The following is a 24,051-nucleotide window of genomic DNA, read 5'->3' as shown; positions in this document are numbered from 1 at the left end:
GTCGCCTGAGGGATAAACGGCGTTTTAGGAACAGGACTTGCTCATCAAGGCCGTCGTGGAAATAATGGTGGTTGAATTGCCGCGGGCTAATTGATCCGCGGTGTTAGTCCTTAACTCTTTTGGGTGCGCGTTGGCGCAGAGGTGCATCATGCGTACGTTCGTGAAGACGCTGAAGACGGCTAAGCATGTGGTTCTCGCTCGCGTCGCTCGGGTGAGCAAACACGTCGTCACGGTAGTCTGCACGAAGGTTACGAAGATTCTCCGCGCCGGTCTGTCTTTGCGCACCGACTGGATCGGCCGTTGCCGTGACTTGAATCCGATCCATGCCATGGATTCCTTTGGGGGATCCCAATCCGGATTGGGTTGTTGGCAATCCCCGTCTTTGTCGTGGCAGCCGGCCGCGGCGGCCAGGCTGGCCGCTCGCGCGGAGGCCGCAAGGTCTTGGTCACGTCCACCTAGAAGTTAACACTGCCCGATCATCAACGCGGCAGGGGACGTCGACCAAGGCCCACGGTCCGGCTGGGATCGGTGGGGCTTGGCCTCTCCCTCCTTGCCTTCTCCGACGGGTCCTCGGTCTCCGTCCGTTGTCGCACAACGGAGGGAGTCATGGCTACGGTCATCGAGGAATTAGAGGAATTCGGAATTGAGCTGAGCGGCCTTGCCGAAGGCCTTGTTGAGGAAGAGATCGGGGAATCGCGCTCGGCGGATCCGGATGAGCCGCCGGACCCCGTCTCGCTGCTGCTCACCGCCGCCGCGCGGGGCGATCGCCGCGCGGCGAATCGAATCGTGCAGATGTTCGAGCGGTACGTCCGGGATACCGTCCGCCGGCGCCTGCGCGACGAGAGCGACGTCGAGGAGACCACTCAGGACGTCTTCATCCAAGCGTTCCGCAAGCTCGATCAGTTGCACGACAAGCGGTGCTTCGCGGGATGGCTCCGCCGCATCGCGGACCGATTGGCCATCAATCAGTTGGTTCGGCGGCGGCGGGATCGCACGGTGAACTTCGAGAGTTTCGACCAGGCCGACGCCGGCAGCGAGCCTTGGTCGGAAGCCGTCCGCCGCGAACAACGCCAAGCGGTCTGGAAGGGATTGCAACGGTTGGGAGCGATGGACCGCGAGACCCTCGTGGCCTTCTACATCGAGGGCAACTCCCTGGTCGAAATGAGCCGTCGCTTCGATTCGCCCGTGGGCACGATCAAGCGTCGCCTGCACACCGCCCGAAAGCGGCTGGCGAAGGAATTGACCGAACTCCACGCCGCCTGACGGCGCGCGAAAAAATGCCGCCGCGACCTTCCGGGGCCATAGTCCCGGGACGCCGCGGCGGCGCTGTTTACTCGCGCGAAACGGGATCCGCCGAAGGGCTCGGCGAATCCGGGCGGGCGTCGGCCCGTGCCCCAACCGCCGCAAGCGCGGCGACCAACCACCCCAAGATCAGCGAGGTCCCGCCGACCGGCACGATCCACACCCAATCGACTTGTGGGAAGACGATCCGCAGGTACAATCCGCCGCTGAATCCCGCCGTCCCGAACAAGAAGAAGACGGCGGCGACGGTGAGCAAGCGGGACGGCTGCCGTCGGCTCCAAGCGCCCAGGGTCATGAGGGCCAAGGCGTGGAACATTTGATAGCGGACGGCCGTCTCGAAGCCGTGGTAAGCCGCGGCATCGACTCCCCCGCGCACGAGATGATCGCCCATGGCGGCCAGCGCCACGCCGAAGGCCCCTAAGATCGCCCCGCAGAAAAACAGAATCCTGTCTTGCATGGAGACTCTCGCTCCGTCGTTCCTGGCGTTTAATTCTTCGCGAATATCGTCGCGTCCTCTCGTCCGTTTTCGGTCAAGCCGGCAGCGGTTCGCGGCAGTTTACGGTTTTTCTCGCCAAACGGCCTCCCCTAACAGGATAGGAGTCAGCACGATCGGCGTCCATGCGTCGGCGTTCACGGTGACGGTGTTCTCACCGGGAGCAATTTCGATGTCGCCTTCCCAGGCCAATTCCGTCTGGAGCCGATTATTCTTGTCGAAGACCTTGGCCTTTCCGCCGCCCCAATACTCAACGTAATCGCCTTCTCGCAGAGTGACGGGAAGCCGCACGGCATTGCTACCCAGCGTCAGGGTAGGATTGCGCAGCTCGCGTGGGAATTCCTTCAATGCCTTGATCGCAAGGACATGACATCGGGAGTCGGCGGCGGGGCTCCGCATCCAGCGGATGTTCAAGGCTCGAATGCGACCGAAGTCGAAACCATACAAGGCGGCCTTGAACGGATAATTGGCGTGGGCCGGACGAAATTCCGTCAAAATCCGCTCGGGAGTCGGCTGGGGCAGGACGATCAACTTTTCGCCCGTAAAGTCCAAGTCCACGTAATAGTCTCGAAATCGCGCGCCGCCGGCCTCCAACTGGAAGTTGAGCACGCCGGGCGGGTCGGAAATCGGGCCTTCATGCCTCACGCGCACGGCGAGGGCGCGGTGACTGAGGAAGTCCACGCTCTTCTGCCCGGATGGGACCCTCAGCACCGCCGTCCCGGACGGGGCATCCAAGCCTTCCACCGTACCGCCGTCCGGACCGTCCCAAACGATCGCCCCCGAGAAGGCGCCGGGCATAGCGGCCTGCGCGCCAGGCTGCGGAATGGGGACGCCGCTCTCATCCGCGTTCAGGATCGGCAGATTCTCCGAATCGTTCCACTCGGCCAATGCGGGGAGCGCTTGCAGCCGAAATCGCAACGCCTGGCTTGAATAGGGATTGTCGATGGTGAAGTCGCCGGGTGATTCCACGCGTAGCCCCCGATATCGCATCGGTAGAATGGCCCGGCCGTCCCCCGTTGCTTCGAGATGCCATTCGCCCGCCTCCAGCAACTTTCGTACGTCGTCCGGCACGATCCCGGAAAGCCGCAAGGATTCCCAGCGGCCGAGCAACTCCAGCAGTTCCTCGGTACGACCGTTGCGCGAAAGCGCGGCCATGTTGGTTTCCAGAGAAACCGGGGTATCCAAGGCGAGCATGCGTGCGGCGTAATATTCCACTTCATCCGGCCCGGTGGCGTTTTGGTGCGGGGCCCAGTCCAGGAATCCCCACCAGCCCAACTCGGCAGGGAAAAAGCTGTCGTTGTAATGCCGCCAGGAATCCGCGATCTTGTGGTAGTCGAGATATTCCTTAACCGCGACGGCGGCGAAGTCATCGCATGCGCCTCGCGTGTAGAAGTGCCACGTGAACGGCGTGAAGCCGGACCCCTGCACCAATACATCCCGCTGAAAACGTTTCCAGACGGCCGTCTGCTGGACGCCCACCCAATACCACCACGGTCCCACGGCCGCATTGCATTCGCCGCCGTCGAAGTAGATCATGTCGAATCCGCAGCGATTCACGACGCCTGCGATACGATCGGCGATCTGTTCCATCAGGGGTGAACGCAGGTCGGCCAGATAACAGCCGTACCTCTCGCACAGGTGGTCCACCCGGCCGCCCCTCCCGTGCGAAGCGCGAGCCGTGCCTAGATAGCCCCGAACGCAATCCAAGAGACGCTTTCCCTCGAGATCGACCTTCCCGTAACGAATGATCTCGTCACCGATTTGGATCTCGAACCCCTGCCTGGCGTCGCCGTAATAGGCGGGCGAGATGGGAAAACCCGACAAGTCGCCCTCCAGGGGAATGACGGTATCTTCTTCGCCGATATCGGCCGCCAAAACGGCGGAGGCATCCTTAAGCAACCCGGGATGCGGACGAGGCGAGACCAAGGGATCGTTTTTGCCCACAAAGCTGGTCAGCATGTGCAAGCCGACCTTCAGTCCCGCCGCATGGCACTTGTCCACGACGGCCTTCAGGCTCTCCTCGCCGCGCGGAAAGTTTTTTAAGTTGATGGGATACGACCCCAGCGACGCGGCCCAGGTACCGTCATACGTCATGATGTACCGGAAACCGCCCAGCTTCGCGAGCCGGATCTGTTCGTCGGCATTGGCCTCCGTCAGGTCGGTGAAGAAGTAACCGCGACGGACGTCGGGCGAACGCTTCGCCCAGACGCCCTCGATCGTCGCGAACGGAAGCTCATGGTCCTTTTCGACCTCCTGCACGACATCCAGGAATTGAGAAGTCGGCACGGCTATCAAGGCGAAGCCTTCGCCTACCTGACCGAATTCTTGATGTGCCAGAACGCGGAGATGGAACGTCTCCACCCGTTCGCTCAAGCCCATCAGACAAACCGTAAAATCTTCGTTCCACGCGGCGTTGCACAGCCACCCCTGCCGCTTCGCGTCGCGCATCGTCAGGCTTCCCAGTGCGATCGTCTCGACGGGGCTGCCTTCGATACCGATCAGTCGCAAGGTGCAATAGCGCGGCTTGACTCGAATCTCGAACCATGCCTCCGTGTCCGTATCCGAAAACGCCGCCCTAAGACGCTCCCCGTCTCTGACCAGCGATCGGCACGGTAATTCCTTGCCGCCCTGCCGGACAAAGAAGAAAGGGCGATCGGGAACGATCCAGTTCCTCCCGGACGACTTCTCCGTCAATTCTCGGCAACGTCCCGCCGCGTCGCACACCAAACGGGCGACGTCGTTCTCCCAAGTCAGGTCGTCATCTCCCCCGTAAGCCGTCGCCGCCAAAGAGAGTACCCACACGGCCGAAAAACTTGTGGCCGCGATCCCGATCACCCCCCAGCCGGTTCTTTTCATTCGGAACTTCACGGCGTTCTCCTGAATCTCAAGAAGAAGGGGTCGCCTCGCGCGATTGCGTGCCCGGACGCGAAAGGCTTCCAAGCAAGCCCCATATGCGGAGTGGAAGCGGCATTCAACTTGATCTCCCGAAACCGGGAAGTCAAGGGCGCGTTACAATGGGATAGTACAAGAGGCTTGGCAAATACCGACCGACTCCCGCCGGGATGTCCCCGATCGCTACCGGACGCCCGAGGTCACCGCCCGGACCGGGAGGAGGCGGCGGTCGGTCGGACGTCACGCCGCCGGAACGGGTGTTGATGGAGAGGCAAAACGTGACTGACGAATTCGATCCCTACCGGCAGTGGCTGGGGTTTCCCGCCGGTCGGCTCCCGCAAGATTATTATGAGTTGTTTCGCTTGGAACGCTTCGAGCCGGACTTGAAGCTAATCGCGCGGGAAGCTGACATCGTCATCGCGGAGGTCCGCCGGATTCGCCCCGGCCGCTTCGCCGCGCAATGGGCGGCTCTTTTGGACGAGCTTTGCACCGCCAAGGCTTGTCTTACCGATGCCCGACGCAAGGCAGAGTACGACGCGCGGCTCCGTGCCCAAGGTTCTCCAGCCGACCTCGCCGCCGAATCCAAGATGCCCTCCGCGGCGACGGACTCCGCGGCCGCCTCCCGGCCGTCGTCGGCGCCCACAGCGGGCCGAACGGTCGGAACAGCGCCCTCCGTCGAAACATCACCCCTTGCCCCAACGCCTGATGGTCGGCCGGCTGCGATGAATGCCCAAACCCTTTACGACAACGCGGAAGGTTACCGCCTAGCGAATCGCGACGACGCGCGGCCCATTTCCGCCGCTTCAAACCGGCTCCGGCTGAATTGGCTGGACGTTGCGTATCGCACCGCGGCCTTGGGATTCGTCATGGCGGCCGTCATCCTGGCCGGCGCCCTCATCAGTCGGCGGGACGCCGTCCGAAGCTACTTGCGGGACCTGCTCGCGATGCGCGACCCGTCGGCGGTGTTGGGGGCGTCTTCCGATCCGATGGTACCGGGCCGCGACACGGTGAGTTCGACCGCCGGCCCCGTGACGAGCTCCCAGGGGAACGCAACCGACCCGCCCCCCGCAAATCCTGCGACGGAGCCTGCCGCGACCACTTCTTCGGCCGACACACCCCGGCAACCCCCGGCCGCCGATACTCCAGCCTCAACCGTCCCGATCGGTGCCGCTGACAGCGCTCCGGCAGCGCCTTCCCCCGTAGTCCAAGGTGAACCGCTCCCGCCGGTTGCGGGCCCCGCATCCGCACCATTTGCCGCCGGTGCACAGGCGACCTCCGATCCGGAGACTGCGCCGAGTAAAACGTCCGACGGTGCCGAGAGTGCAGGCGACGTCGGGGAGCTTTCGGGTGACTTCCGTGCCACTGCCCGACAGGTTTGGCAAGCGATGGCCGCTCGGGACCTCGTCAAGGCGCGCGAGACGCTCAACGGTTTGGCGTCCCAAGTGCGCCGTCCGCCGGAGCGAACATGCGTGACTGCCTTGGATGCGCTGCTCATGCACCTGGAAGAGTTCTGGCGCGGAGTGACACAGGCGACGGCCTCGCTTCGTAGCACGGAAGAACTGCCCATCGGCGAGACCATGGTCATCGTCGTCGAAGCCGATCGCGAGCGGATCGTAGTCCGCGCCGCAGGACGGAACCGCACCTACGCCGTGCGAGAAATGCCCACCGCTCTGGTCCGGGCCGTCGTGGAGCAACGCTTCCAAAAGGGTCCCGACACGCAAATCCTGCTGGGAGCATTTCTGGCCGTGGACCCGAAGGGTGACCCGGCCGAAGCGCGTCGTCTGTGGCAAGCCGCGAAAAACTCGGGAGCCGATGTCGGCCTATTGATGGAAGCCCTTGATTACGCTCCCGACGGCGGGCCCGTGGAGACGGCATCGCGAATGCCGATCCCCGGCGACGGGGGCGAACTAGCCCAGTCGCGACAATGGGTGGAGTCTCAATTTCCCGCCGCCTACCAGGACGCACCCACGATTCCGGTCAAAGCGGACGCTGCGCGGAAAATGCTCGAAGCCGCCCGCGACTCCGCCTTGAATGACGAGGCCGTTCGTTACCTTTTGCTCCGCGAGGCCGCCCGGCTGGCCGTCGAGGCCGGAGAGGCTCGGTTGGCCTTGCAATCCGTCGAGGAGTTGGGGGCCCGATATGCGGTCGACCTCTCGCACGAACGGCGGACGGTTGCCGAAAGCCTGTCACAATCGCCGGCACCGGCCTCGCTGCACCAACGCGTCGCCTCCGAACTCCTCGAAGCCGTGCAGGCCGCGCTTACCTCCGGGGATCGAGACGCGGCGCAAGCCCTGGCCTCCGCGGCAGTCATCTCCGCGCGCAAGGCCCGCAACGCCGCCTTGCTCCGCCAAGCGATCACTCTGCTACAAAGCGCCGGCGGCAATCCGTGAGCGCCGGCCGGCGGGCGTCCATGCGTCCCCCACTCGCAATGAAGCTGCGGCTCGCTTCGTTGACGACGGAAAGCGATACGCATCATAATGGTCGCGCTGATGATACGACCGGGGGCACGCACCGCGCACGTCCTTGGTCCCGGCCGGGCGTCACGGCTGCCGGCTTTCACTGCCCGAAAAACCCTGTTCGGTAAATGGGAGTAAATCCTCAATGCCGATTCCAAGATCTTGTCTGGGTTCGGCCCTGTGGATCCTGGCCGCGTTGCTTGTGAGGCCGTCTTGCGACGTGCAAGCAACGGAAACACAGGCGGCAGCCCCGGCGGCTCCGCCCGAGTGGACGCCCCTTGAAGAGGAAGCGTCGTTACCGCCGCCCTTTTCGCTCGAAGTGTCGGCGGCACAGTTCGACGCACTGGAAGCGGCCATTCGCGACCTGACCCAGGATTTCCCGGAAAGCTATCGCGGTGCGGAGTACCTTCCGCGGCTGGAATCCTTGCGGCGACGCTTGGATGAATTGACGCAAGAAGACGAGCAAAAGTCCCGGCTCACGGCCGAATGGGCGGAGCTGGAGGCGCAATTCGCGGCCCTCCGACGAGAAGCCTTGTCGGCCAATCCGCTCCTCAGCTTCGATCGCATCCTGGCGGTGCGACGCGGCGAGCGTCAACTGGGCTTGCCCGCCAACTGGGAAAGCAATTCCAGCCTGCCGACGACCGGCTACGACAATCAAATCGTGGCCCTGGCGCATCGCGATCATCCCGTCCGCGCGAAAACGTTGCTGCAACCCGAAGACGGGCGTTACGTGGGTCAAATGGATCTGCACTGGGACGGCTCCCGGCTACTTTTTAGCATGCCCGGCGGCAACGGTCGCTTTCAGGTACAAGAATTGGATTTGACGTCGGGTGAGGTTCGCGAACTACCCTTGATCCCCGATGCCGACGTGGACAACTACGACGCCTGCTATCTCCCGGACGGCGGGGTCGCTTTCACCTCCACCGCCCCGTTCATCGGCGTCCCTTGCGTCGCCGGTAGTTCGCACGTGACCAACCTCTATCGCCGCGATCCCGACGGTCGTATTCGTCAATTGACCGTCGACCAGGAACATAATTGGCATCCCCGCGTCATGGTGGACGGCCGCCTTCTCTACCTTCGCTGGGAGTACAGCGACCTGCCCCACGCTCATTCTCGGATCCTGTTCTGCATGAATCCGGACGGCACCAATCAGGCAGCCTATTACGGCAGCAACAGCTACTTCCCCAACTCCTTCTTCGATGCGCAACCGATCCCCGGGACCGTCGGAAGGGTGATCGGCGTGGCGACGGGCCATCACGGAACGCGGCGTTCGGGGCGTCTCTTGATTCTGGATCCCGCCGTGGGACGTCACGAAGCCCGCGGCATCGTCCAGGAAATCCCCAGACGGGGCCGCGAAGTCGAGCCGACCATTCGAGACCAACTCGTCGACGGCGTTTGGCCCCAATTCCTGAACCCGTTTCCCCTCAGCGATAAATACTTCTTGGTATCGGCCAAACTCAGCCCGAACGCCCCCTGGGGGATTTACCTGGTCGATGTGTTCGACAACATGCTGTTGCTTCACGAAGAGCCGGGTTACGCTTACTTGGAGCCGATCCCGCTTGCCCCCCGCCGCCGTCCGCCCGTCGTACCGGACCGCACCGATCCTTCCAATCCCGAGGCATTGGTCTATATGGTCGACGTCTACCAAGGGCCGGGCCTCACGGGCATTCCACGCGGCGCGGTGAAGTCGCTCCGGCTCGTCGGCTATCAGTTCAGCTATCGAGAAACCGGCGGGTTGCTGGGCGCCGTGGGGATGGACGGTCCGTGGGACGTCAAGCGCATGATCGGCACGGTGCCGGTCGAAGCCGATGGATCGGCATTGTTTCGAGTGCCCGCGTATACTCCCATCGCCGTGCAACCCCTGGATGAACATGGCCGCGCCTTGCAAACGATGCGGAGCTGGTTTACCGCCATGCCCGGCGAGGTGCTCTCTTGCGTGGGCTGCCACGAACACCCCAACACGGCGCCGCCCAATCAATATACGTTGGCATCGCGGAATCCGCCGCGGCCCATCGAGCCCTGGTACGGCCCGCCCCGAGGGTTCAGTTTCGCGCGAGAAGTCCAGCCCGTCCTCGATCGCCATTGCGTGACTTGTCATGACGGCCGGCCGTCCTGGAACGGCAAACCTCTGCCGGACCTCCGCGGTGACGAGATCGTTCGCGATTGGTCCTCCAAGATCGCCGGCAGCGTCTCGCCCGCCTACGGGAGAAAGTTCTCTCGATCCTACGTGGCATTGCACGGCTTGATTCGTCGACCGGGGATCGAAAGCGACCTCCATCTCCTGGCGCCCCTGGAATTCTACGCAGGCGCCACCGAGCTGGTCCGCATCCTGCAAAAGGGACATTACGGCGTCGAGTTGGACCCCGAGTCGTGGGAGCGGTTGACCACATGGATCGACTTGAACGCACCTTTCCACGGCCGGTGGAGCGAAATCGTGGGAGCGGAGACGATCGCCGCGACGCACCGACGGGCCTTGGAATTGCGCCGGCGATACACGGGGATTAGCGATGATCCGGAAACCCTCCCCGACGTCCGCGCATTCACGTCTTCACCGCAGTCTCCCCCGCGAAAGCCGTCCGAAAGCTTCCCACCCCCTGCTTCCGGCGAGGACCTCGCGATCGCGCGGGCGACCAGGACGTCGCTCTCAGCGGCCGCCGCACCGTCGGGCGTTTCCGGACCGACGTCGGCAATTTCCTCTCCGCCCACCGACCCGGTGCGACGGACCATCGAACTGGCGCCGGGAGTCACGCTGGAACTGGTCCGGATTCCCGCGGGATCCTTTATCATGGGCGGCGAAGATGCCTACCCCGACGAGCAACCGCGAGCACAAGTGACGATTCCCCGCCCCTTCTGGATCAGCACCACCGAGATTACCAACGAGCAATTTGCGACCTTTGCACCCCGGCACGACAGCCACGTGGAGTCGCTGCACGGATATCAGTTCGGCGTCCACGGTTACGTCTTGAACGGCCCGCGACAGCCGGTGGTGCGAGTATCCTGGCACGAGGCTCGGGCGTTTTGCGACCATATTTCCAGACGCACGGGATTCCGTTTTGATCTCCCCACCGAAGCCCAGTGGGAATATGCGTGCCGCGCCGGCACGACCTCGCCTTTCTGGTTCGGCGAACCCGATGCGGACTTTTCGCCCTTCGCCAACCTGGGAGATCGCCGGCTCCGCAAATACGTCATCGACACGTACATCTCCGTGCGCTACCTCGAAGATTTCTCGCCCTACGATGATTGGGTCCCGAAAGACGATCGCTTCGATGACGGCGGTTTCGTCTCGATGCCGGTAGGGAGCTACGCCGCCAACCCTTGGGGACTCTTCGACATGCACGGCAATGTTTGGGAATGGACGCGAACCCGCTATTTACCCTATCCCTACACCGAAGACGACGGTCGGAACGACCTGGCGGGCCAAGATCCGCGTGTGATCCGGGGCGGGTCGTGGTACGACCGCCCGGCATGGGCAACGGCCTCGCGACGGTCATCCCTGCCGCCGTTCGGTCGAGCCTTCAATGTTGGATTTAGGGTGGTGGCCGATTTGCCGGAGGCCGGCGCCAAGCCCTAACGTCTCCGCCGGCTTTCCGCGCTCCGCGTTTCAGTCCCTTTTGCCTCCGCCGAGCGGGCTGCTCGTACCGCCGCTTCTCGGATCACATTGACCGGCGGAATCGCGTCGCGTACGTTGAGCATTGGGCACTCACAGCCTAATTTGGAAGATAGGCGGTCCACATGCACGATCTGGCGATTCTTCCCTTCCTTCTCTTCGTCGTCCTTTTGATCGTATCGGGCCCCGCCTTATTGGCGATTCTGATTCTATTCCGGCGCGTGCGGAGACAGCATAACGAGACGTTGGCGGCGCTGGCCGCCTTGAATCGCGCGTTGCACGATTTACGCCGAGATTTGGGGAGGCCGCCATACGAGACCCCGCCAGGCCCGCCGACGACCGAGGCGGCTGAGACGGCGCCGCCCGTTGCCCGGCCGGAGAAGCCCGCGGAAGGACAAGTTCATTCACGCCAAGCGGAACCGGCCGGGGTTTCCGCTGAGTTCGTCGAAGCGGTGGTCGTCTCCCCATCACCGGAAAGCGATTCCTCCGATGAGGCCGCTGCGAGGGAACGCGCCGCGGGACGCTCCGCCGCCCCTTCGACCGACGCCGGCACCCTGCACACGCTGAAGCGGATCGGGAATTGGTTCCTATTCGGGCAGGAGCAAGCCCCCGTCGGCGCTTCGATCGAAATCGCCATTGCCGCCAATTGGCTCTTGCGGATCGGCATGTTGATCTTGATCCTGGGAATCGCGTTCTTTCTCAAATACTCGATTGAAAGAGGCTGGATCGGGCCTTTCGAACGGGTAATGCTGGGGACTGCGACCGGCCTGGCCATGGTGACCGCCGGCAGCATGCTTCTGGCCGGGCGATACCGCCTGCTGGCCCACGGCCTCCAAGGCGGCGGAATCGTGACCCTCTATCTCAGCGTCTTCGCCGCCGCCGTCTTCCTCGAACTCATCGACCCGGTCCCCGTCGGATTCGCCCTCATGGCCTGCGTCACCGCCTTGGCGTGTCTCTTGGCCCTGATCTTCGGCAGCCCCTTGACCGCCGTGATCGGCGTCGTGGGCGGCTATCTCACGCCGGTCGTGTTGCCGAGCGACGAAGTTCAATTCGTTTCGCTCTACACCTATCTCACCATCCTCGGGGTCGGCGTGCTCGGAAACTCCGTTCGCAAGAACTGGCCGCAACTGAACTTCCTGAGCTTCCTGGGCACGTACGGCCTGCTCGTCACTTCCATCGCGGCCGCATATTCGTCCGATGTCTTCACGATCATCTTCTTCTTTTTGGTGTTGTTCTTCTTGCTATTCTCGACCATCGTCTTTCTATCGTCGCGGCTGCGCGCTCGTGCCGATCTATTCGATCTGGCAATGCTCTGGCTCAATGCCCTATTATTCTTCGGCCTGAGTAACCATGTCACGCAACGATGGCTCCACGACGTACAGCATACCTGGCGTTGGACGGCCTTGATCCCGCTGGGAATCGCGGCCTTCTACTCTTGTCACACGTATATTCTCCTCTTACGCCGCAGCAAAGACGCCGTCTTGTTCCACGCTTCCTTGGGACTAGCAGCGGTGTTCGTGGCCCTCGCCGTACCGATCGTACTGTCGGAAGAATGGATCACCTTCGCCTGGGCCGTCCAGGCCCTGGTCATGTTGTGGTTATCGCTGCGGATGGAGAGCCGAATGCTCCGCGCGGCGGCCCGAATTCTCTTTGTGATTACAGTTTTGCGATTTTTCGCGGTCGATGCCGCTTCGGATAGGACCTTCGTCTTGAGCTGGGATGGGATCTTGCCGGAAGACATCGCACGTTTTCTTCCCCGACTGACGGCCCTGGGCGGATCCATCCTTTGCGTGGCTTGGGGCGCGCGGATGTCGGCGCGAAGCAGAAGATCGGCGGACGCCGCGTCCCGCCTTGCCAAACCGGCTCGGAGCGCGCCCGCCGAAAGTATCGCGCTGGCCGTCGCGGCGGCCTTGATGCTGTTCCTGTACGGCACCTACGAGATTACAGCCGGCGTCTCGGCATACTTCCAAGGACTGGAGAGCGGGGCCGTATCGATCTGGTGGTCCCTGTTCGCCATTGCCTTGATCGCCCTCGGCATGTGGAAATCCCAGCGGTGGATCAGAGCCGCCGGTCTGCTGCTATTCGTTATCGTGACTTACAAGGTGTTCTTCAGCGACCTCAGCGAATTGAGTGCCTTCTACCGTATCATCGCTTTTGTCATCTTGGGGCTTGTGATTATCAGCGGGTCCGTGCTCTATCTCCGCTTTAGAACGGGCGCGGCCCAGGATACCGGCAATAGCGGAGGACCGATTTCATGAAGAGTTCCGCACGCTTGTGGGCGGCGATGATGGTCACCGCCTCGGGAATCAGCGGCATTCTATGCGACGGCGGCCCCGTATGCTCCGCCGTCGAGTTCCGGTTTATCCGACCGATTCTCGTGCCCAAAACCGAGGACGGAGGAGTCGCCCTCGTATCGGTGACGCTCCCGGACGACGTTTACGCCGCGGCCAAGGAGGACTTCGCCGATGTTCGCATCCTCGACCCCGATGGACGCGAAATCCCAAGGATGATCCGCAAGGCGTTCTCGCAAGAGGAGGTTACGGTCCGCCGTTACGAAACGCTGTATCCCGGGGCGGCGGTCGACCTCACTCCTCATCCGCAAGGGGAATTGGAGGTGGTCCTGCGCGTCCCGGACGATCACCCGCCGGTCGAAGGCCTGCGGATCGGCACGCCGCTGACGAATTTCGAGCAAACCGTCCGCGTGTTCACAAGCAAGGACGGCACGGAATGGCAGGTCTTGGTCGAGGATGCGGTCATCTGCGATTATTCGCAATGGATGGACGTCCGCAATTTGGATATCGCCTTTCCGCGTCGCGCTTTGCGTCATTTGCGAGTCGTGTTCTCCAGCCCGTCCATCGAACGCGAGTCCGAGTTGCGGGAAATCGTACGACGCATGCGAGGCGGGCAAGAGACGGAGCGGTCCGAGAGTTCTCGAATCGAACGCCGACCCTTCCGCGTGGATCGCATCGAATCGTGGCACCACGTCGTGGAGGCGGGCAAACATGAATGGATGCAGCGCGAAGTGATGCCGGATGCGTTCCGGACGACATCGGATCGATCCGGCAAGGCTACCGTGGTCACCGTGGACATGGGACGCCGCCCCCTGGCGGGCTTGGTCGTGGAAACGAAAGATCGCAATTTTCGGCGAACCGTCAAAGTGGAGGTCCCCGAACCGGGCGCCGCCGGGCGGACCTGGCGCATCATCGCCGAAGACACCTTGATTCGGCTGGAGTTGCCGGGTTACCGATCGGAAGACCTCACGATCAAGTTCCCGGAGCAGCGGGCCGAGCAATATCGTTTGACCATTCACGACGGCGACAACGAACCGCTCGACATCACGGGCGTCCGCGGCCTGGCGCACGTCGATCAAGCGGTTTTCCTCACCGAAGGAACGCCCGGGACCGACGGGAAGTACCTTTTGTGCTACGGTGATGAGTTCGCCGACCCGCCGGACTACGACATCGCCGCGGTGCAAGCGGCTTTGTCGCGAAAGCTGACGCCGGTGGAGGCCGAGTTAGGTCCCGCGGAACATCGGGCCGTGGCGACGCATCCCTTGCGGCGGTTGACGAAAAACGTGAATACCGCCGCTCTTCTCATCGTGCTGGTGATGGTCTTGGCGGCGGGTATGGGTTGGAGTCTCTATCGGGCGGCGAAGAGGCCTCCACCGTCATCCGACCAATGACGACCGACCCGCACGCAGAACGTATCTCTCCGCGGGCAAGCGGATCGGGGTGTCCGCAGCGAGCGTCCGGCCGCTGTCACTCGTCGCCCCGGCGGGGCAGGCGTCGCTGGCAACGCGGGCAGTAAAAGGTCGATCGCTGGGCCAAGACCAGGCGTCGAATCACACCCCTGCCGCATTGCAGGCACGGCCGCCCGTGGCGCTGGTACACCAAAAAGCGATCCTGGTAACGCCCCGACTGATTGCCCGGCGTCCCGTATGCGCCGTCCGACAAAGTGGACCCTTGCAGTTCGACGGCTTCGGTGAGAACGTCGCGGATCGCCTGATGCAAGCGAAGCCAGTGCCGCCGCGTAAGCCGTATGCACGGTTCGGCGGGATGAATCTTGGCCCGATGCAGGGCCTCTGAAGCATAGATGTTTCCGATTCCGGCCACCGCCTTTTGATCGAGCAAAGCGACCTTGACGGCCGTGCGGCGCGAGCCAAGCCGGTTGCGCAGGGTCAAGGCGTCGATCTCCAGGGCGTCCGGGCCGATCTTGTGCGGTCCCAAGGCGCGTTGCCAAGTCCGCTCGTCCATCAACGCCACCACGCCCAATCCGCGAACGTCGCGAAAGATTACCCGCCGCACGGCGTTCCCTGCTTCGGAAGAAGCGGCCGTCCCGGATGCCGCGCCGGATTCCGAACGCGCCTCGACGGGCTCGGCGGGAACCACCTCCAAAATCAGGCGGACATGGGAAATCGGCTCGGCAACGTCGAGGAGCAGCCGGCCCGTCATACGCGGCTCCAACACCAACCGCCAACCGCGGTCCAGTCGGAGGACCACGCGTTTGCCGAGTCGGGCCACGTCGTGAATGCGGCGCCCCCGCAAGGTACGAAGCACCGTGGGACGGTCAGGTCGAAAGGTGATCGGCTGGAGGGAACTGGGCGGGATCGCGGCGGAAACGATGCGACCGCCGACGATCGGCAGCAGCCCGCGGCGCATGGTTTCGACTTCGGGCAGCTCCGGCATGGAGGATCAGGTCTGAGAAAGGCGGGCCACCACCTCGCCGGCCGCAGCGTATTGTTCCTCCAGCACCCGAAGCGATTCGCGCTCCTTTTCCACTACCGGGGCGGGTGCGCGGCTGGTGAATTTTTCATCAGCCAGTTTGCGGCGTTTGGCGGCGATCAACGATTCCAACTTGGCCAACTCCTGGCGTTTCCGTTCCAGTTCCCGGCGTCGCTCCGCCTCGTCGAGAATGACCCGCACCTCCAGCCCCTCCCCGACGTGAACCACGGTGGCCAGCTCGCCGGGCCGGGGCGGTCGGTAGCCGAGAACGACGGCGCCCGCCATCGTTTGGAAATACGGCGTCATCGGCTCCAGCAATTGGCGAACGGGCGACTCGGCCGACATCAGCACCTGAAGTTGCGAAGCCGGCGGCAGGCCGTTTCGCATGCGGTATTCGCGGAGGGCGCCGAGCACCTCTTGGAACCGCCGGAAACGAGCCGCGTTTTCCGAATTCTCGTCTTCCTCGCGGGCGACGGGCCAAGAGGCGATCATCACGCTCTCGGAAGCCTCCGCCGGGGAAGGATAGCCGCGTCGCGGAGCGCGGGACCGAAGGAGCTGCCACACTTCCTCCGCCAAGAACGGCACGAAGGGACTGAGCAGCCGCAGCAGCACGTCCAACACGTGTACCAGGATGCGTTGGGCGGCCGCTCGCGTGTGCGGATTTTGCAGCCGCAATTTGACCATCTCCACGTAGAAGCTGCAAAACTCATCCCAGGCGAAGTCGTACAGGCAACGGGCGGCCTCCGAGAAACGGAACCGTTCCAAGGCCTGCGTCACCGTCCGAGTGACGCTCGCCAAGCGACCAAGGATCCAACGGTCCTCCAGCGGGAGAGCGTCCGGCGACGTTTCACCCGGCCGGTAGCCGTCGAGGTTCATCAACACGAACCGCGAAGCGTTCCACAGCTTGTTGCAGAAATTGCGGGCCAGTTCGAAGCGTTCGCTAACCACCGCCCCTCGGGGCAACGCCTTGTCCTCCGGCTTTTCGGCCCATTGCGTGGAAAAGGCCTGCCTGCATTTGGGGCAGGTGATCCGCGGTCGGACGCGGTTTTCGCGCGTCTGTTCCAAGAGGTGTTCGCAGTGCGGGCACTCGAAGCTGACCGGCATGCGGATGTCTTGCGTTTCCGTGGTCAGATACGCCAGACCGAAGCGGAGGGCGTCCGCGCCGAACTTTTCCATCACATCGACCGGATCGACGCCGTTGCCCTTCGATTTGGACATCCCCTCGCCGTAGCCGTCGAGGATCTTGGGATGGATGTACACGTCGCGGAAAGGCACTTCGCCCACATTGTAAAGCCCGGCCAACACCATACGCGCAACCCAAAGCGTGATGATGTCGCGGCTGGTGACCAGCGTGCTGGTGGGGTAGAAGTAGGCCAATTCCGGCGTCTGCTCCGGCCAACCCAGCGTGGAATGCGGCCACAGGGCGGAGCTGAACCAGGTGTCGAGAACGTCTTCCTCCCTCCGCAAGGCATGGCCGGGAACGGCGTCCTCCGGCAATTCCCCGTCGCGCAGGCAGATCAGCCAGCGCGAGCCGTCCTCGTCGCGGTACCAGGCGACGTCGTCGCGCCCGGCGAAAGCGCGTCGCAGGTCCTCCTCGTCGGCCGTGTCGCAATACCAAATCGGAATACGGTGCCCCCACCAAAGCTGGCGGCTGATCGGCCAGTCGCGCTTTTCACTCAACCACGCCAAATAGCCCTGGGCATAGCGGGGGGGCGTGATCCGTACGCGACCGTCCGTCACGGCGTCCATGGCCGTTTGCGCCAACGTCTCCATGCGGACGAACCACTGATCGGTCAAGAGCGGTTCGATCGGGGTCTTGGAACGATCGGAATGCGCCAATTCGATGACGCGATCCTCGATCCGCTCCACCAACCCCAGGGCTGCCAAATCGGCGACGACCCGTTCCCTGGCTTGCGCAATGCTCAAACCGCGGTACTTCCCGGCGTTTTCGTTCAAGGTGCCGTCGGGATTCAAGATGTTCACCATCGGCAGATCGTGCCGCAACCCCACCTCGTAGTCGTTCGGGTCATGGGCCGGGGTGATTTTGACGCAGCCGGTCCCCATTTCCGGCTTGGCCCAATCGTCCGTAATCAAAGGAATGGGCCGGTCTTGCAGGGGAAGCCGGACGCACCGTCCCTGAAGGGCCATATCCCGCAGCTTCACCAGCGTGGGCAACAGCCGCGTGCGGCGGTCGCGTACGTCGTGAAGTTCGGCCTCCAAGGCCGGCTTCTCCTTCTCGGACGCGTTTTCCCAACGCGCCGCAAGCTCCTTCTCGGCGGCATCCAGGGCGGCTTCGGGGTCGGGATGGACGGCCACCGCCGTATCGCCGAGCATGGTTTCCGGGCGGGTCGTCGCCAAAACCACGTACGGCGGCTCGTCCGGCCGGGCATCGATCACCGGGTAGCGGAAGTACCAAAAGTGCCCCGGCACCGACTCGTGAAAGACCTCATCGTCGGCGACGGCCGTTTGCAGTAGGGTGTCCCAGTTCACCAATCGTCGGCCGCGGTAGATCAAACGGTCGCAAAAGAGCCGGAAAAAGGTGTGCCGCACGGCTCGCGCGCAGATCGGGTCGAGCGTGAACCGCGTCCGCCGCCAGTCGCAACTACAGCCCATGCTCTTCAATTGGGAGAGGATGCGGGCCTCGTAGGCGTCCTTCCACTGCCAGATCCGTGCGACCAGTCCCTCGCGTCCCAAGTCGTGCCGGGTCTTGCCCTCTTCGCTTAGCAGCCGGCGTTCCACGACGGCTTGCGTGGCAATGCCCGCATGGTCCGTACCCGGGACCCAAAGGGCGTTGTAGCCTTGCATGCGCTTCCAACGAATAAGAACGTCCTGGAGCGTGTTGTTGAGGGCATGCCCCAGATGCAACGCGCCCGTCACGTTGGGCGGCGGTATGACGATGGTGTACGGCTCTCGGTCGGGGTCCGGGTCGGCGTGGAAGTATCCCTTGCTTTCCCAGAAGGCGTACCATCGAGTCTCGGCGGCCTTGTGATCGTATTGCTTGGGAAGCGAACGGCCGTCTTCCCCGGCGGCTTCCTCAAACTGAGACGCTGTCTGCGACATAGTCCGCGACCTTCCTTTGCGATTCCCGCTCCTCGTCTTTGCAGAGCTTGTATTCGTAACTGTCGGCCAGGGCGATCCAACTGGCCTCCACAATGTTCTCGCTGACGCCGACCGTGCCCCAGGAGTCCGAATCATCACGGCTTTCGATCATCACGCGAACCCCCGCCGCGGTACCGGCTTCGGAGTTGATTACTCGCACTTTATAGTCCGCCAATTGCATTTTGGCCAGATTGGAGAACGTGCCGTTCAAGGCCTTCCGCATGGCTGCGTCGAGGGCGTTCACGGGACCGTCCCCCTCGGCCACTTCGTGCCGAATCTCGTTACCCACCCGAATCTTGACCGTGGCCTCCGTGGTGATGCGACCATCCGCTTCGGTTTCGATATTCACGCGATAGGCGATCCGTTCGAAGTGCGGCCGGAAAATACCCAGACACTGACGCACCAGCAGATCGAACGATCCCTGCGCGGCCTCGTATTGGTAGCCGGCGTGCTCCTTGGACACGACCTTGGCCAAGATACGGTCCATGGTCTTGGGGTCGTGAGCCAGGTTGTAACGGGCCGTGACGGCCGTGATGTTGGAACGCCCGGACAGCTCGCTCACCAAAATGCGGCGCTCGTTGCCGACCGACTCGGGAGCGATGTGCTCGTAGCTGGCGGTGTTTCGGGCAATCCCGCTGACGTGCATGCCCCCCTTGTGCGCGAAAGCGCTACGGCCGACGAAGGGTTGGTTGTTTCGGTACGGCATGTTGACCGTCTCGTACACGAAACGCGAGACCGCCGTGAGCTGCCGCAGCGATCCCTCGCGGAGAACTTGGTACCCTTTTTTCAACCCTAAATTCGCGATCACCGAGATCAAATCGGCGTTGCCGCAACGTTCGCCGAAACCGTTGATCGTACCCTGCACCTGCGAAGCTCCCGCATCGACCGCCGCCAGGGAATTGGCCACGGCCAAGTCGGAATCGTTGTGGCAGTGAATTCCGATCGGCACGGGTAGGGCATCCACCACTTTACGCGTGATTGCGGCCACCTCCTCCGGCAGACTGCCGCCGTTGGTGTCGCAGAGAACAATCATCCCGGCTCCGGCCTCAGCCGCCGTCCGCACCGCCTCCAAGGCATAGGAGGCATCGTACTTGAAGCCGTCAAAGAAGTGCTCCGCGTCGAAGATCACCTCGCGCCCGGCTTGACGGAGAAACGCCACCGTTTCGGCGATCATCGCCAAGTTCTCTTGCCGGGTAGCCTTGATGACTTCCTCGGCCTGGAACGCCGAGGCCTTTCCGACGATCGTCACCACCGGCGTATCGGCTTGCAACAGCGAGGCCAGGCCGGCATCTTCAGCGGCGGTCAATCCCTTGCGGCGCGTCATGCCGAAGGCGGCGACGCGACAATAGCCGAGATCGAGCTCCTTAGCCTTTTGGAAATATTCGAAATCCTTCTCGTTCGAGGCGGGATAGCCGCCCTCCACGAAATCGACACCCAGCTCGTCCAGCCGCCGCGTGATGAGGATCTTGTCGAAGGTCGAGAAAGAAACCCCTTCACCTTGAGACCCGTCACGCAGCGTGGTGTCGTAAATCTCGATACGTCGCATGGCATTCCTCGAATCGAAGAACCGTCGGACGGCACGCAGGGAAACGAAGGCGGTTGACCCACGTACGTGCCGGCCCGCCGAGCCGAAAATCGGGCAAACAAAAAACCCCGGGTCGATCTCGGGACCTCGGGGCTTCGTTGAATTCGTAATCGGATATTTGCCGATGCCCTTGCGGTCCCCGGTCAGCCAATAATCGCAATAATGCCGCCGACGCTGATGGCGCCGCCGACCGCGATCGAGAACTCCGGGGAAACCGCCGAAAGCATCTTTATCGCTCCCAAACTAGCGAACTTCTTAAGACTACGCCGGGGTCGATTCGGTGTCAAGGGCGACTCGCCAATCCCGGATGGAAGCCTCGCCGGAAACTGCATCCGTCCCGAATCCCGGCTGCCGCCTCACGGAAGGCCGCCGTCGGCCACGTCTTCGGGAGCCTTTCGCCGGGCTTACCGCCAGTCAGATTACATCGGTCTTTCCCCGAAGATTGCACCGAATGCTTCCGTTTGTAGGGTTTGCGATGGCGAGCCGATCGATTTGCCGCCGGCATACCCACGTCCCCCGACTGCTCAGCCCTGGCCGCGGAACGATCGTAGCGGAATTTCGGAAAAATCTTCCGCTCGGGTATTGCATACACAAAACAGGATGCTAAACTCATCTCTATGGGAATTCGACCCACTAGCTGGCTTTAAATAAAAGGATTTGCGGGAAACCGGCCCAAAACGTTCGGAAAGGAATCCGGTCGCCGTGTTCAATCCGTGATTCGTACGACGACCGCGCATGTTGCACGACGAAGCGTTCATCATCGGCGAGTTTCCGCGCACGATCGACGATCGCTTTCGTCTGTCCCTTCCGAACGAACTTTTGGAGCCTTTGGCCAAGGACGCCGCGGAGCTGGTTCTCGTCAAGGAACGCCGCGGCTGTCTGAGCGCATGGAATCCAAAGGTCTGGGAGGCACGTTGGCAAGGCGGCATCGACCTGATTCGTCAGAAGATGCGATTAGGGCGTCTGGAGGGCCGAATTCAGCATGTGCAGCGGTTCGGACGCCTGCTTTCCAGCCGGTATCGCACGGTCGCCTTGGCTCAAAGAGGGCGGCTCGTCATCCCCGAGGGTTTTCGCGAATTCTTGGCGGTGGAGCCGGGCGGCGAGGTGATGGTCGTCGGGGCGGCCGTCTGTGTGGAACTGTGGCATCCCCAGCAATGGCGGAGTTATTTAGAGAATCAAATGCCCAAGTTCACCGCCCTATTCCAACAGTTGTCGGAATGACCGATTGTCGGAATGACGTCGGGACGAGACGACGGGGTGGGTACGAAGGGCGAAAGGACTTCGTGAAGGACAGCCCGGACGGAGCGTTGGGCGAGGAATTCCCTTACGGACGACCGGGAAACGCGGAACGGCTTCCGCACGGCCCATGAGGGGTTGGCGCCCCACCGATGGGCGCACGAGGAGTAGCTAAACACGGAGGCGGCGGCCGGAACCCGCGCGGCGTTCGCAGGGAATCGGTCCGCGGAAAGGAACGGAAGCCTGCGTATTCACGGAGGGCGGCCGCTTGCGGCCGAATTCCAAGGCAACGGACGCCGTGCCGTGCCCGCTTGCGGCGATGTCTCTCACCCGGTGCGAATGTGTCACCCGAATCGCAAGGCTGATGAGGCATCCACGGATGGGTTGGGAGTCAGCCGTGGATGATTCCAAACGAAAGGTCCGCGAAGCGGGCACGGCTCTTTTTTTCATCGGAAAGGCGTGCCGTCGAATTCAGATCGACGACGGAGCCTAACACAATCCACAAATAACGATCCCTTTTCGCCGCCCATCCCTTCGGCTCGCCCAGTCAGGGAGCCGCTTTCTTGCATCCGCGGCAAGGTCCGCCGCTGCAATCCGCCCCCGCCGAGACTCAGCCGGACGATCGCCCATCGCCCTTTGCGGCGACGAGCGGCGCAACTCGGCCCATGAAATCGCCGATCACGCCCGGTGAAACGTGTCGGTCTCCCGTTTCGGGGCGCTCGGCTGCTTTCCGGTCGGAGAATCTTGGGGGGCCTCCGGCGCGTCGGGCGTATCCAAAGGTTTATCCTCCGGTCCCGCGTCCGGCTCCGAGCCCTCGTCCTTTTGGGGCGGCGATTCCGGTGACGGCTCGGCCGGAGCCTCGGCCGCCGGTTCCAGCGGTTCCTGGATCAACTCACGGACCGGCTCGTTGCGTTGGTAACTTTCCAACTCCTTTTGCAGGGCCTCTTTTTCGCTTTCGGACCCCAGTTCGACGGCCTTTTGCGACCATTTACGCGCGTTTTCGAAGTCGCCGTTCTCGGCATAGGCGGCCGCCAAGGTGCTGAGGATGTGCGCCGCCTGATACTCCGTCAACTCGCAGGCCTTGGTGGCCAACTCCAGAGCCCGCTTTCCGTTGCGGATCTTCTCGTCGGGCGACGTGGCCAGGACCCAAGCCAAATTGTTGAGCACGCCGCTGTCATTCGGATCGACCTCCAAGGCCTTTTCGTAATCCACGATGGCTTCCGCGTGTCGTCCCAGGGAAAGCAGGGTATCAGCCCGCCCCCGCAGGGCCGCGACGTTCCGCGGTTCCGCCGCCAAGACCTTGTCAAATTGCTCCAGGGCCTTGCCATGCCGCTTCTGGATCGAATAGAGCAGGCCGAGTTGCAAGTCGATGGACGGTTCGGCGGAGCCTTGTTCGCGGACCTGTTCCAAATCGCGCACGGCTTGGCTGAGTTGTCCGCTCCCCGCCAGGATCGCCGCCCGAAGCCGAAGCAGGGCAGGGTTGTCCGGACGCAATTCGAGCGCGCGGTTAACGTCTTTCATGGCCTCCTCGCTCTTGCCCAGTTCTTGCAGGACCGCCGCGCGGATCATCAGCACGGCGACGTTGCGAGGCTCCATCTCGGCCGCTTTGTTGAGATGTTCCAAGGCCTTTTCAAATTCGCCGCGGACGCCCGTGATTCGACCGCGTTGGAACCAGGCCGCCGCGTTCCGGGGAGCGGCTTCCTCGATCTGATCGGCCACGGCCATGGCGTCATCGAATCGTTTCAGCTCCAGCAAGGCGTCGATCTTGGCCTCCAGCGTCGGGACATGCCCCGGCGCCTTGGTCAGGGCTTTGTCGAAATCGGCGACGGCTTCCTCGGCCTTGTTCAGTGCCAGCAGGGCGGCCCCGCGTGCCCGCAAGACTCGCGGATCATCCGGCTCCAGTTCCAACAAACGGTTGAGGTCGTTCAGTTTCTTCTCGTTATCGTCGGTCAAATCGGCTCGCAGAAGCAGGGCCTGGACCAAAAGCCGGCGATCGTCTCCCGCCTTCTCGACGGCTTGGTTCACCGCGGATTTGGCCCGCTCCAAATCGCCGTTCGGCAGGACATTCAGCCGCGCCAGCATCAACCACGCCTCGGGTTGCTCGGGGTCGATGGCCAACCCCTTTTCCAGGTCTTCGACGGCCATCTTGCGAAAGGTGGGCCAGTTGTTATCGAGGGGCAGCGTGCTCAGCACGGTCTCGCCCACCAAGAGTCCCCGTTGAAACCGCGTCGCCCCCAGCAGTTGCTTGGCGAACTCGGCGTTGGTTTCGTCCAGTCCTTTCTCGATCGCGCTTTCGCATAGCCGGATGACTTCGCCGAGATCGCTGAAGGTCGAAGCGCTCAGCTTCAATTCGATCGCTTTGTCGAGATCGGCTTGCCCGGTCGCGGACGGTGCCGGTTGCACGGCCGCCGCCTCCTCCGCGGTCGCCCCGCGCCAAGCGTGGTTCGCTGCGACGAAGGTCGCCGCGCATACCAGCGCGGCGAGGGTTCCGAGGGACGGCGTTCTGCGAAGCGTGTTTCCCTTCCGTTCGAACATCATCGAACTCCTAGCATCAATCGATTGCTGAAAAGAGGTCATATTCAGGTACGCGGCAGCCGGACGCGACCGCTCCGGTTCGGCACTATCATTGTCTCTCTCGCGCCGGGGGGTCGGCAAGTCCA

The 24,051-nt window shown here is 62.9% G+C and carries 12 protein-coding genes; 6 read left to right on the top strand and 6 right to left on the bottom strand.

All coding sequences use genetic code 11. The annotated features are described in order from the left end of the window. The first annotated feature begins 606 nt into the window (after positions 1 to 606). On the top strand, positions 607 to 1,263 hold the full coding sequence (locus tag ACZ5B4_RS00405; protein ID WP_464912461.1) for an RNA polymerase sigma factor: 657 nt from the start codon (positions 607 to 609) through the stop codon (positions 1,261 to 1,263). Positions 1,264 to 1,330: 67 nt separating this feature from the next. Here the strand turns inward: ACZ5B4_RS00405 and ACZ5B4_RS00400 are convergent, their stop codons facing one another. Then, positions 1,331 to 1,759 carry a DUF423 domain-containing protein gene (locus tag ACZ5B4_RS00400; RefSeq protein WP_464912460.1) on the bottom strand — a complete coding sequence of 143 codons (429 nt, stop codon included), beginning with the start codon at positions 1,757 to 1,759 and terminating at the stop codon, positions 1,331 to 1,333. Positions 1,760 to 1,858: 99 nt separating this feature from the next. Beyond that, complete coding sequence (locus ACZ5B4_RS00395) at positions 1,859 to 4,663, bottom strand: alpha-galactosidase (protein WP_464912459.1); 2,805 nt, start codon at positions 4,661 to 4,663, stop codon at positions 1,859 to 1,861. 302 nt (positions 4,664 to 4,965) lie between these two features. Between ACZ5B4_RS00395 and ACZ5B4_RS00390 the strand changes: the two genes are divergently transcribed. The 4 genes from ACZ5B4_RS00390 to ACZ5B4_RS00375 all read left to right on the top strand — a co-directional run bounded on the left by ACZ5B4_RS00390 (position 4,966) and on the right by ACZ5B4_RS00375 (position 14,432). Beyond that, on the top strand, positions 4,966 to 7,077 hold the full coding sequence (locus ACZ5B4_RS00390) for a DUF5585 domain-containing protein (protein ID WP_464912458.1): 2,112 nt from the start codon (positions 4,966 to 4,968) through the stop codon (positions 7,075 to 7,077). A gap of 211 nt (positions 7,078 to 7,288) precedes the next feature. Then, entirely contained in the window at positions 7,289 to 10,714 is a 3,426-nt protein-coding gene (locus ACZ5B4_RS00385) for an SUMF1/EgtB/PvdO family nonheme iron enzyme (RefSeq protein WP_464912457.1), read from the top strand. A 161-nt stretch (positions 10,715 to 10,875) separates the two neighbouring features. Next, positions 10,876 to 13,008, top strand: coding sequence for a DUF2339 domain-containing protein (locus ACZ5B4_RS00380; protein WP_464912456.1), 2,133 nt, complete (start codon positions 10,876 to 10,878; stop codon positions 13,006 to 13,008). Continuing rightward, positions 13,005 to 14,432, top strand: a complete 1,428-nt coding sequence (locus ACZ5B4_RS00375) for a DUF3999 family protein (protein ID WP_464912455.1) — start codon at positions 13,005 to 13,007, stop codon at positions 14,430 to 14,432. Before ACZ5B4_RS00380 ends, ACZ5B4_RS00375 begins: the two co-directional genes overlap by 4 nt. Before the next feature lie 76 nt (positions 14,433 to 14,508). On the opposite strand, the gene mutM is transcribed toward ACZ5B4_RS00375, so the two are convergent. The 3 genes from mutM to cimA are packed head-to-tail and all read right to left on the bottom strand — an operon-like array spanning position 14,509 to position 20,116. After that, on the bottom strand, positions 14,509 to 15,435 hold the full coding sequence (gene mutM, locus ACZ5B4_RS00370; protein ID WP_464912454.1) for a bifunctional DNA-formamidopyrimidine glycosylase/DNA-(apurinic or apyrimidinic site) lyase: 927 nt from the start codon (positions 15,433 to 15,435) through the stop codon (positions 14,509 to 14,511). Positions 15,436 to 15,441: 6 nt separating this feature from the next. Beyond that, positions 15,442 to 18,531 (bottom strand): class I tRNA ligase family protein, encoded by a 3,090-nt coding sequence (locus tag ACZ5B4_RS00365; protein ID WP_464912453.1) that lies wholly within the window; start codon positions 18,529 to 18,531, stop codon positions 15,442 to 15,444. Next, entirely contained in the window at positions 18,506 to 20,116 is a 1,611-nt protein-coding gene (cimA, locus tag ACZ5B4_RS00360) for a citramalate synthase (RefSeq protein ID WP_464912452.1), read from the bottom strand. Before cimA ends, ACZ5B4_RS00365 begins: the two co-directional genes overlap by 26 nt. A gap of 774 nt (positions 20,117 to 20,890) precedes the next feature. On the opposite strand from cimA, the gene ACZ5B4_RS00355 reads away from it, so the two are divergent. Further along, positions 20,891 to 21,376, top strand: a complete 486-nt coding sequence (locus ACZ5B4_RS00355; protein WP_464912451.1) for a division/cell wall cluster transcriptional repressor MraZ — start codon at positions 20,891 to 20,893, stop codon at positions 21,374 to 21,376. A gap of 693 nt (positions 21,377 to 22,069) precedes the next feature. Here ACZ5B4_RS00355 and ACZ5B4_RS00350 read toward each other — a convergent pair. After that, positions 22,070 to 23,926, bottom strand: a complete 1,857-nt coding sequence (locus ACZ5B4_RS00350; protein WP_464912450.1) for a tetratricopeptide repeat protein — start codon at positions 23,924 to 23,926, stop codon at positions 22,070 to 22,072. Positions 23,927 to 24,051: the final 125 nt, after the last annotated feature.

It is taken from the genome of Thermogutta hypogea (genome assembly GCF_055386265.1).
Note: the sequence above shows the minus strand (reverse complement) of the source record. Positions and strands in the feature narration are given on the sequence as shown.

Bases quoted from the DNA above. Each gene is read 5' to 3' on its own strand.
- ACZ5B4_RS00355 (WP_464912451.1), top strand. From the start codon at position 20,891: ATGTTGCACGACGAAGCGTTCATCATCGGCGAGTTTCCGCGCACGATC.
- ACZ5B4_RS00400 (WP_464912460.1), bottom strand. From the start codon at position 1,759: ATGCAAGACAGGATTCTGTTTTTCTGCGGGGCGATCTTAGGGGCCTTC.
- ACZ5B4_RS00365 (WP_464912453.1), bottom strand. From the start codon at position 18,531: ATGTCGCAGACAGCGTCTCAGTTTGAGGAAGCCGCCGGGGAAGACGGC.
- ACZ5B4_RS00375 (WP_464912455.1), top strand. From the start codon at position 13,005: ATGAAGAGTTCCGCACGCTTGTGGGCGGCGATGATGGTCACCGCCTCG.
- cimA (WP_464912452.1), bottom strand. From the start codon at position 20,116: ATGCGACGTATCGAGATTTACGACACCACGCTGCGTGACGGGTCTCAA.
- mutM (WP_464912454.1), bottom strand. From the start codon at position 15,435: ATGCCGGAGCTGCCCGAAGTCGAAACCATGCGCCGCGGGCTGCTGCCG.
- ACZ5B4_RS00405 (WP_464912461.1), top strand. From the start codon at position 607: ATGGCTACGGTCATCGAGGAATTAGAGGAATTCGGAATTGAGCTGAGC.
- ACZ5B4_RS00385 (WP_464912457.1), top strand. From the start codon at position 7,289: ATGCCGATTCCAAGATCTTGTCTGGGTTCGGCCCTGTGGATCCTGGCC.
- ACZ5B4_RS00380 (WP_464912456.1), top strand. From the start codon at position 10,876: ATGCACGATCTGGCGATTCTTCCCTTCCTTCTCTTCGTCGTCCTTTTG.
- ACZ5B4_RS00350 (WP_464912450.1), bottom strand. From the start codon at position 23,926: ATGTTCGAACGGAAGGGAAACACGCTTCGCAGAACGCCGTCCCTCGGA.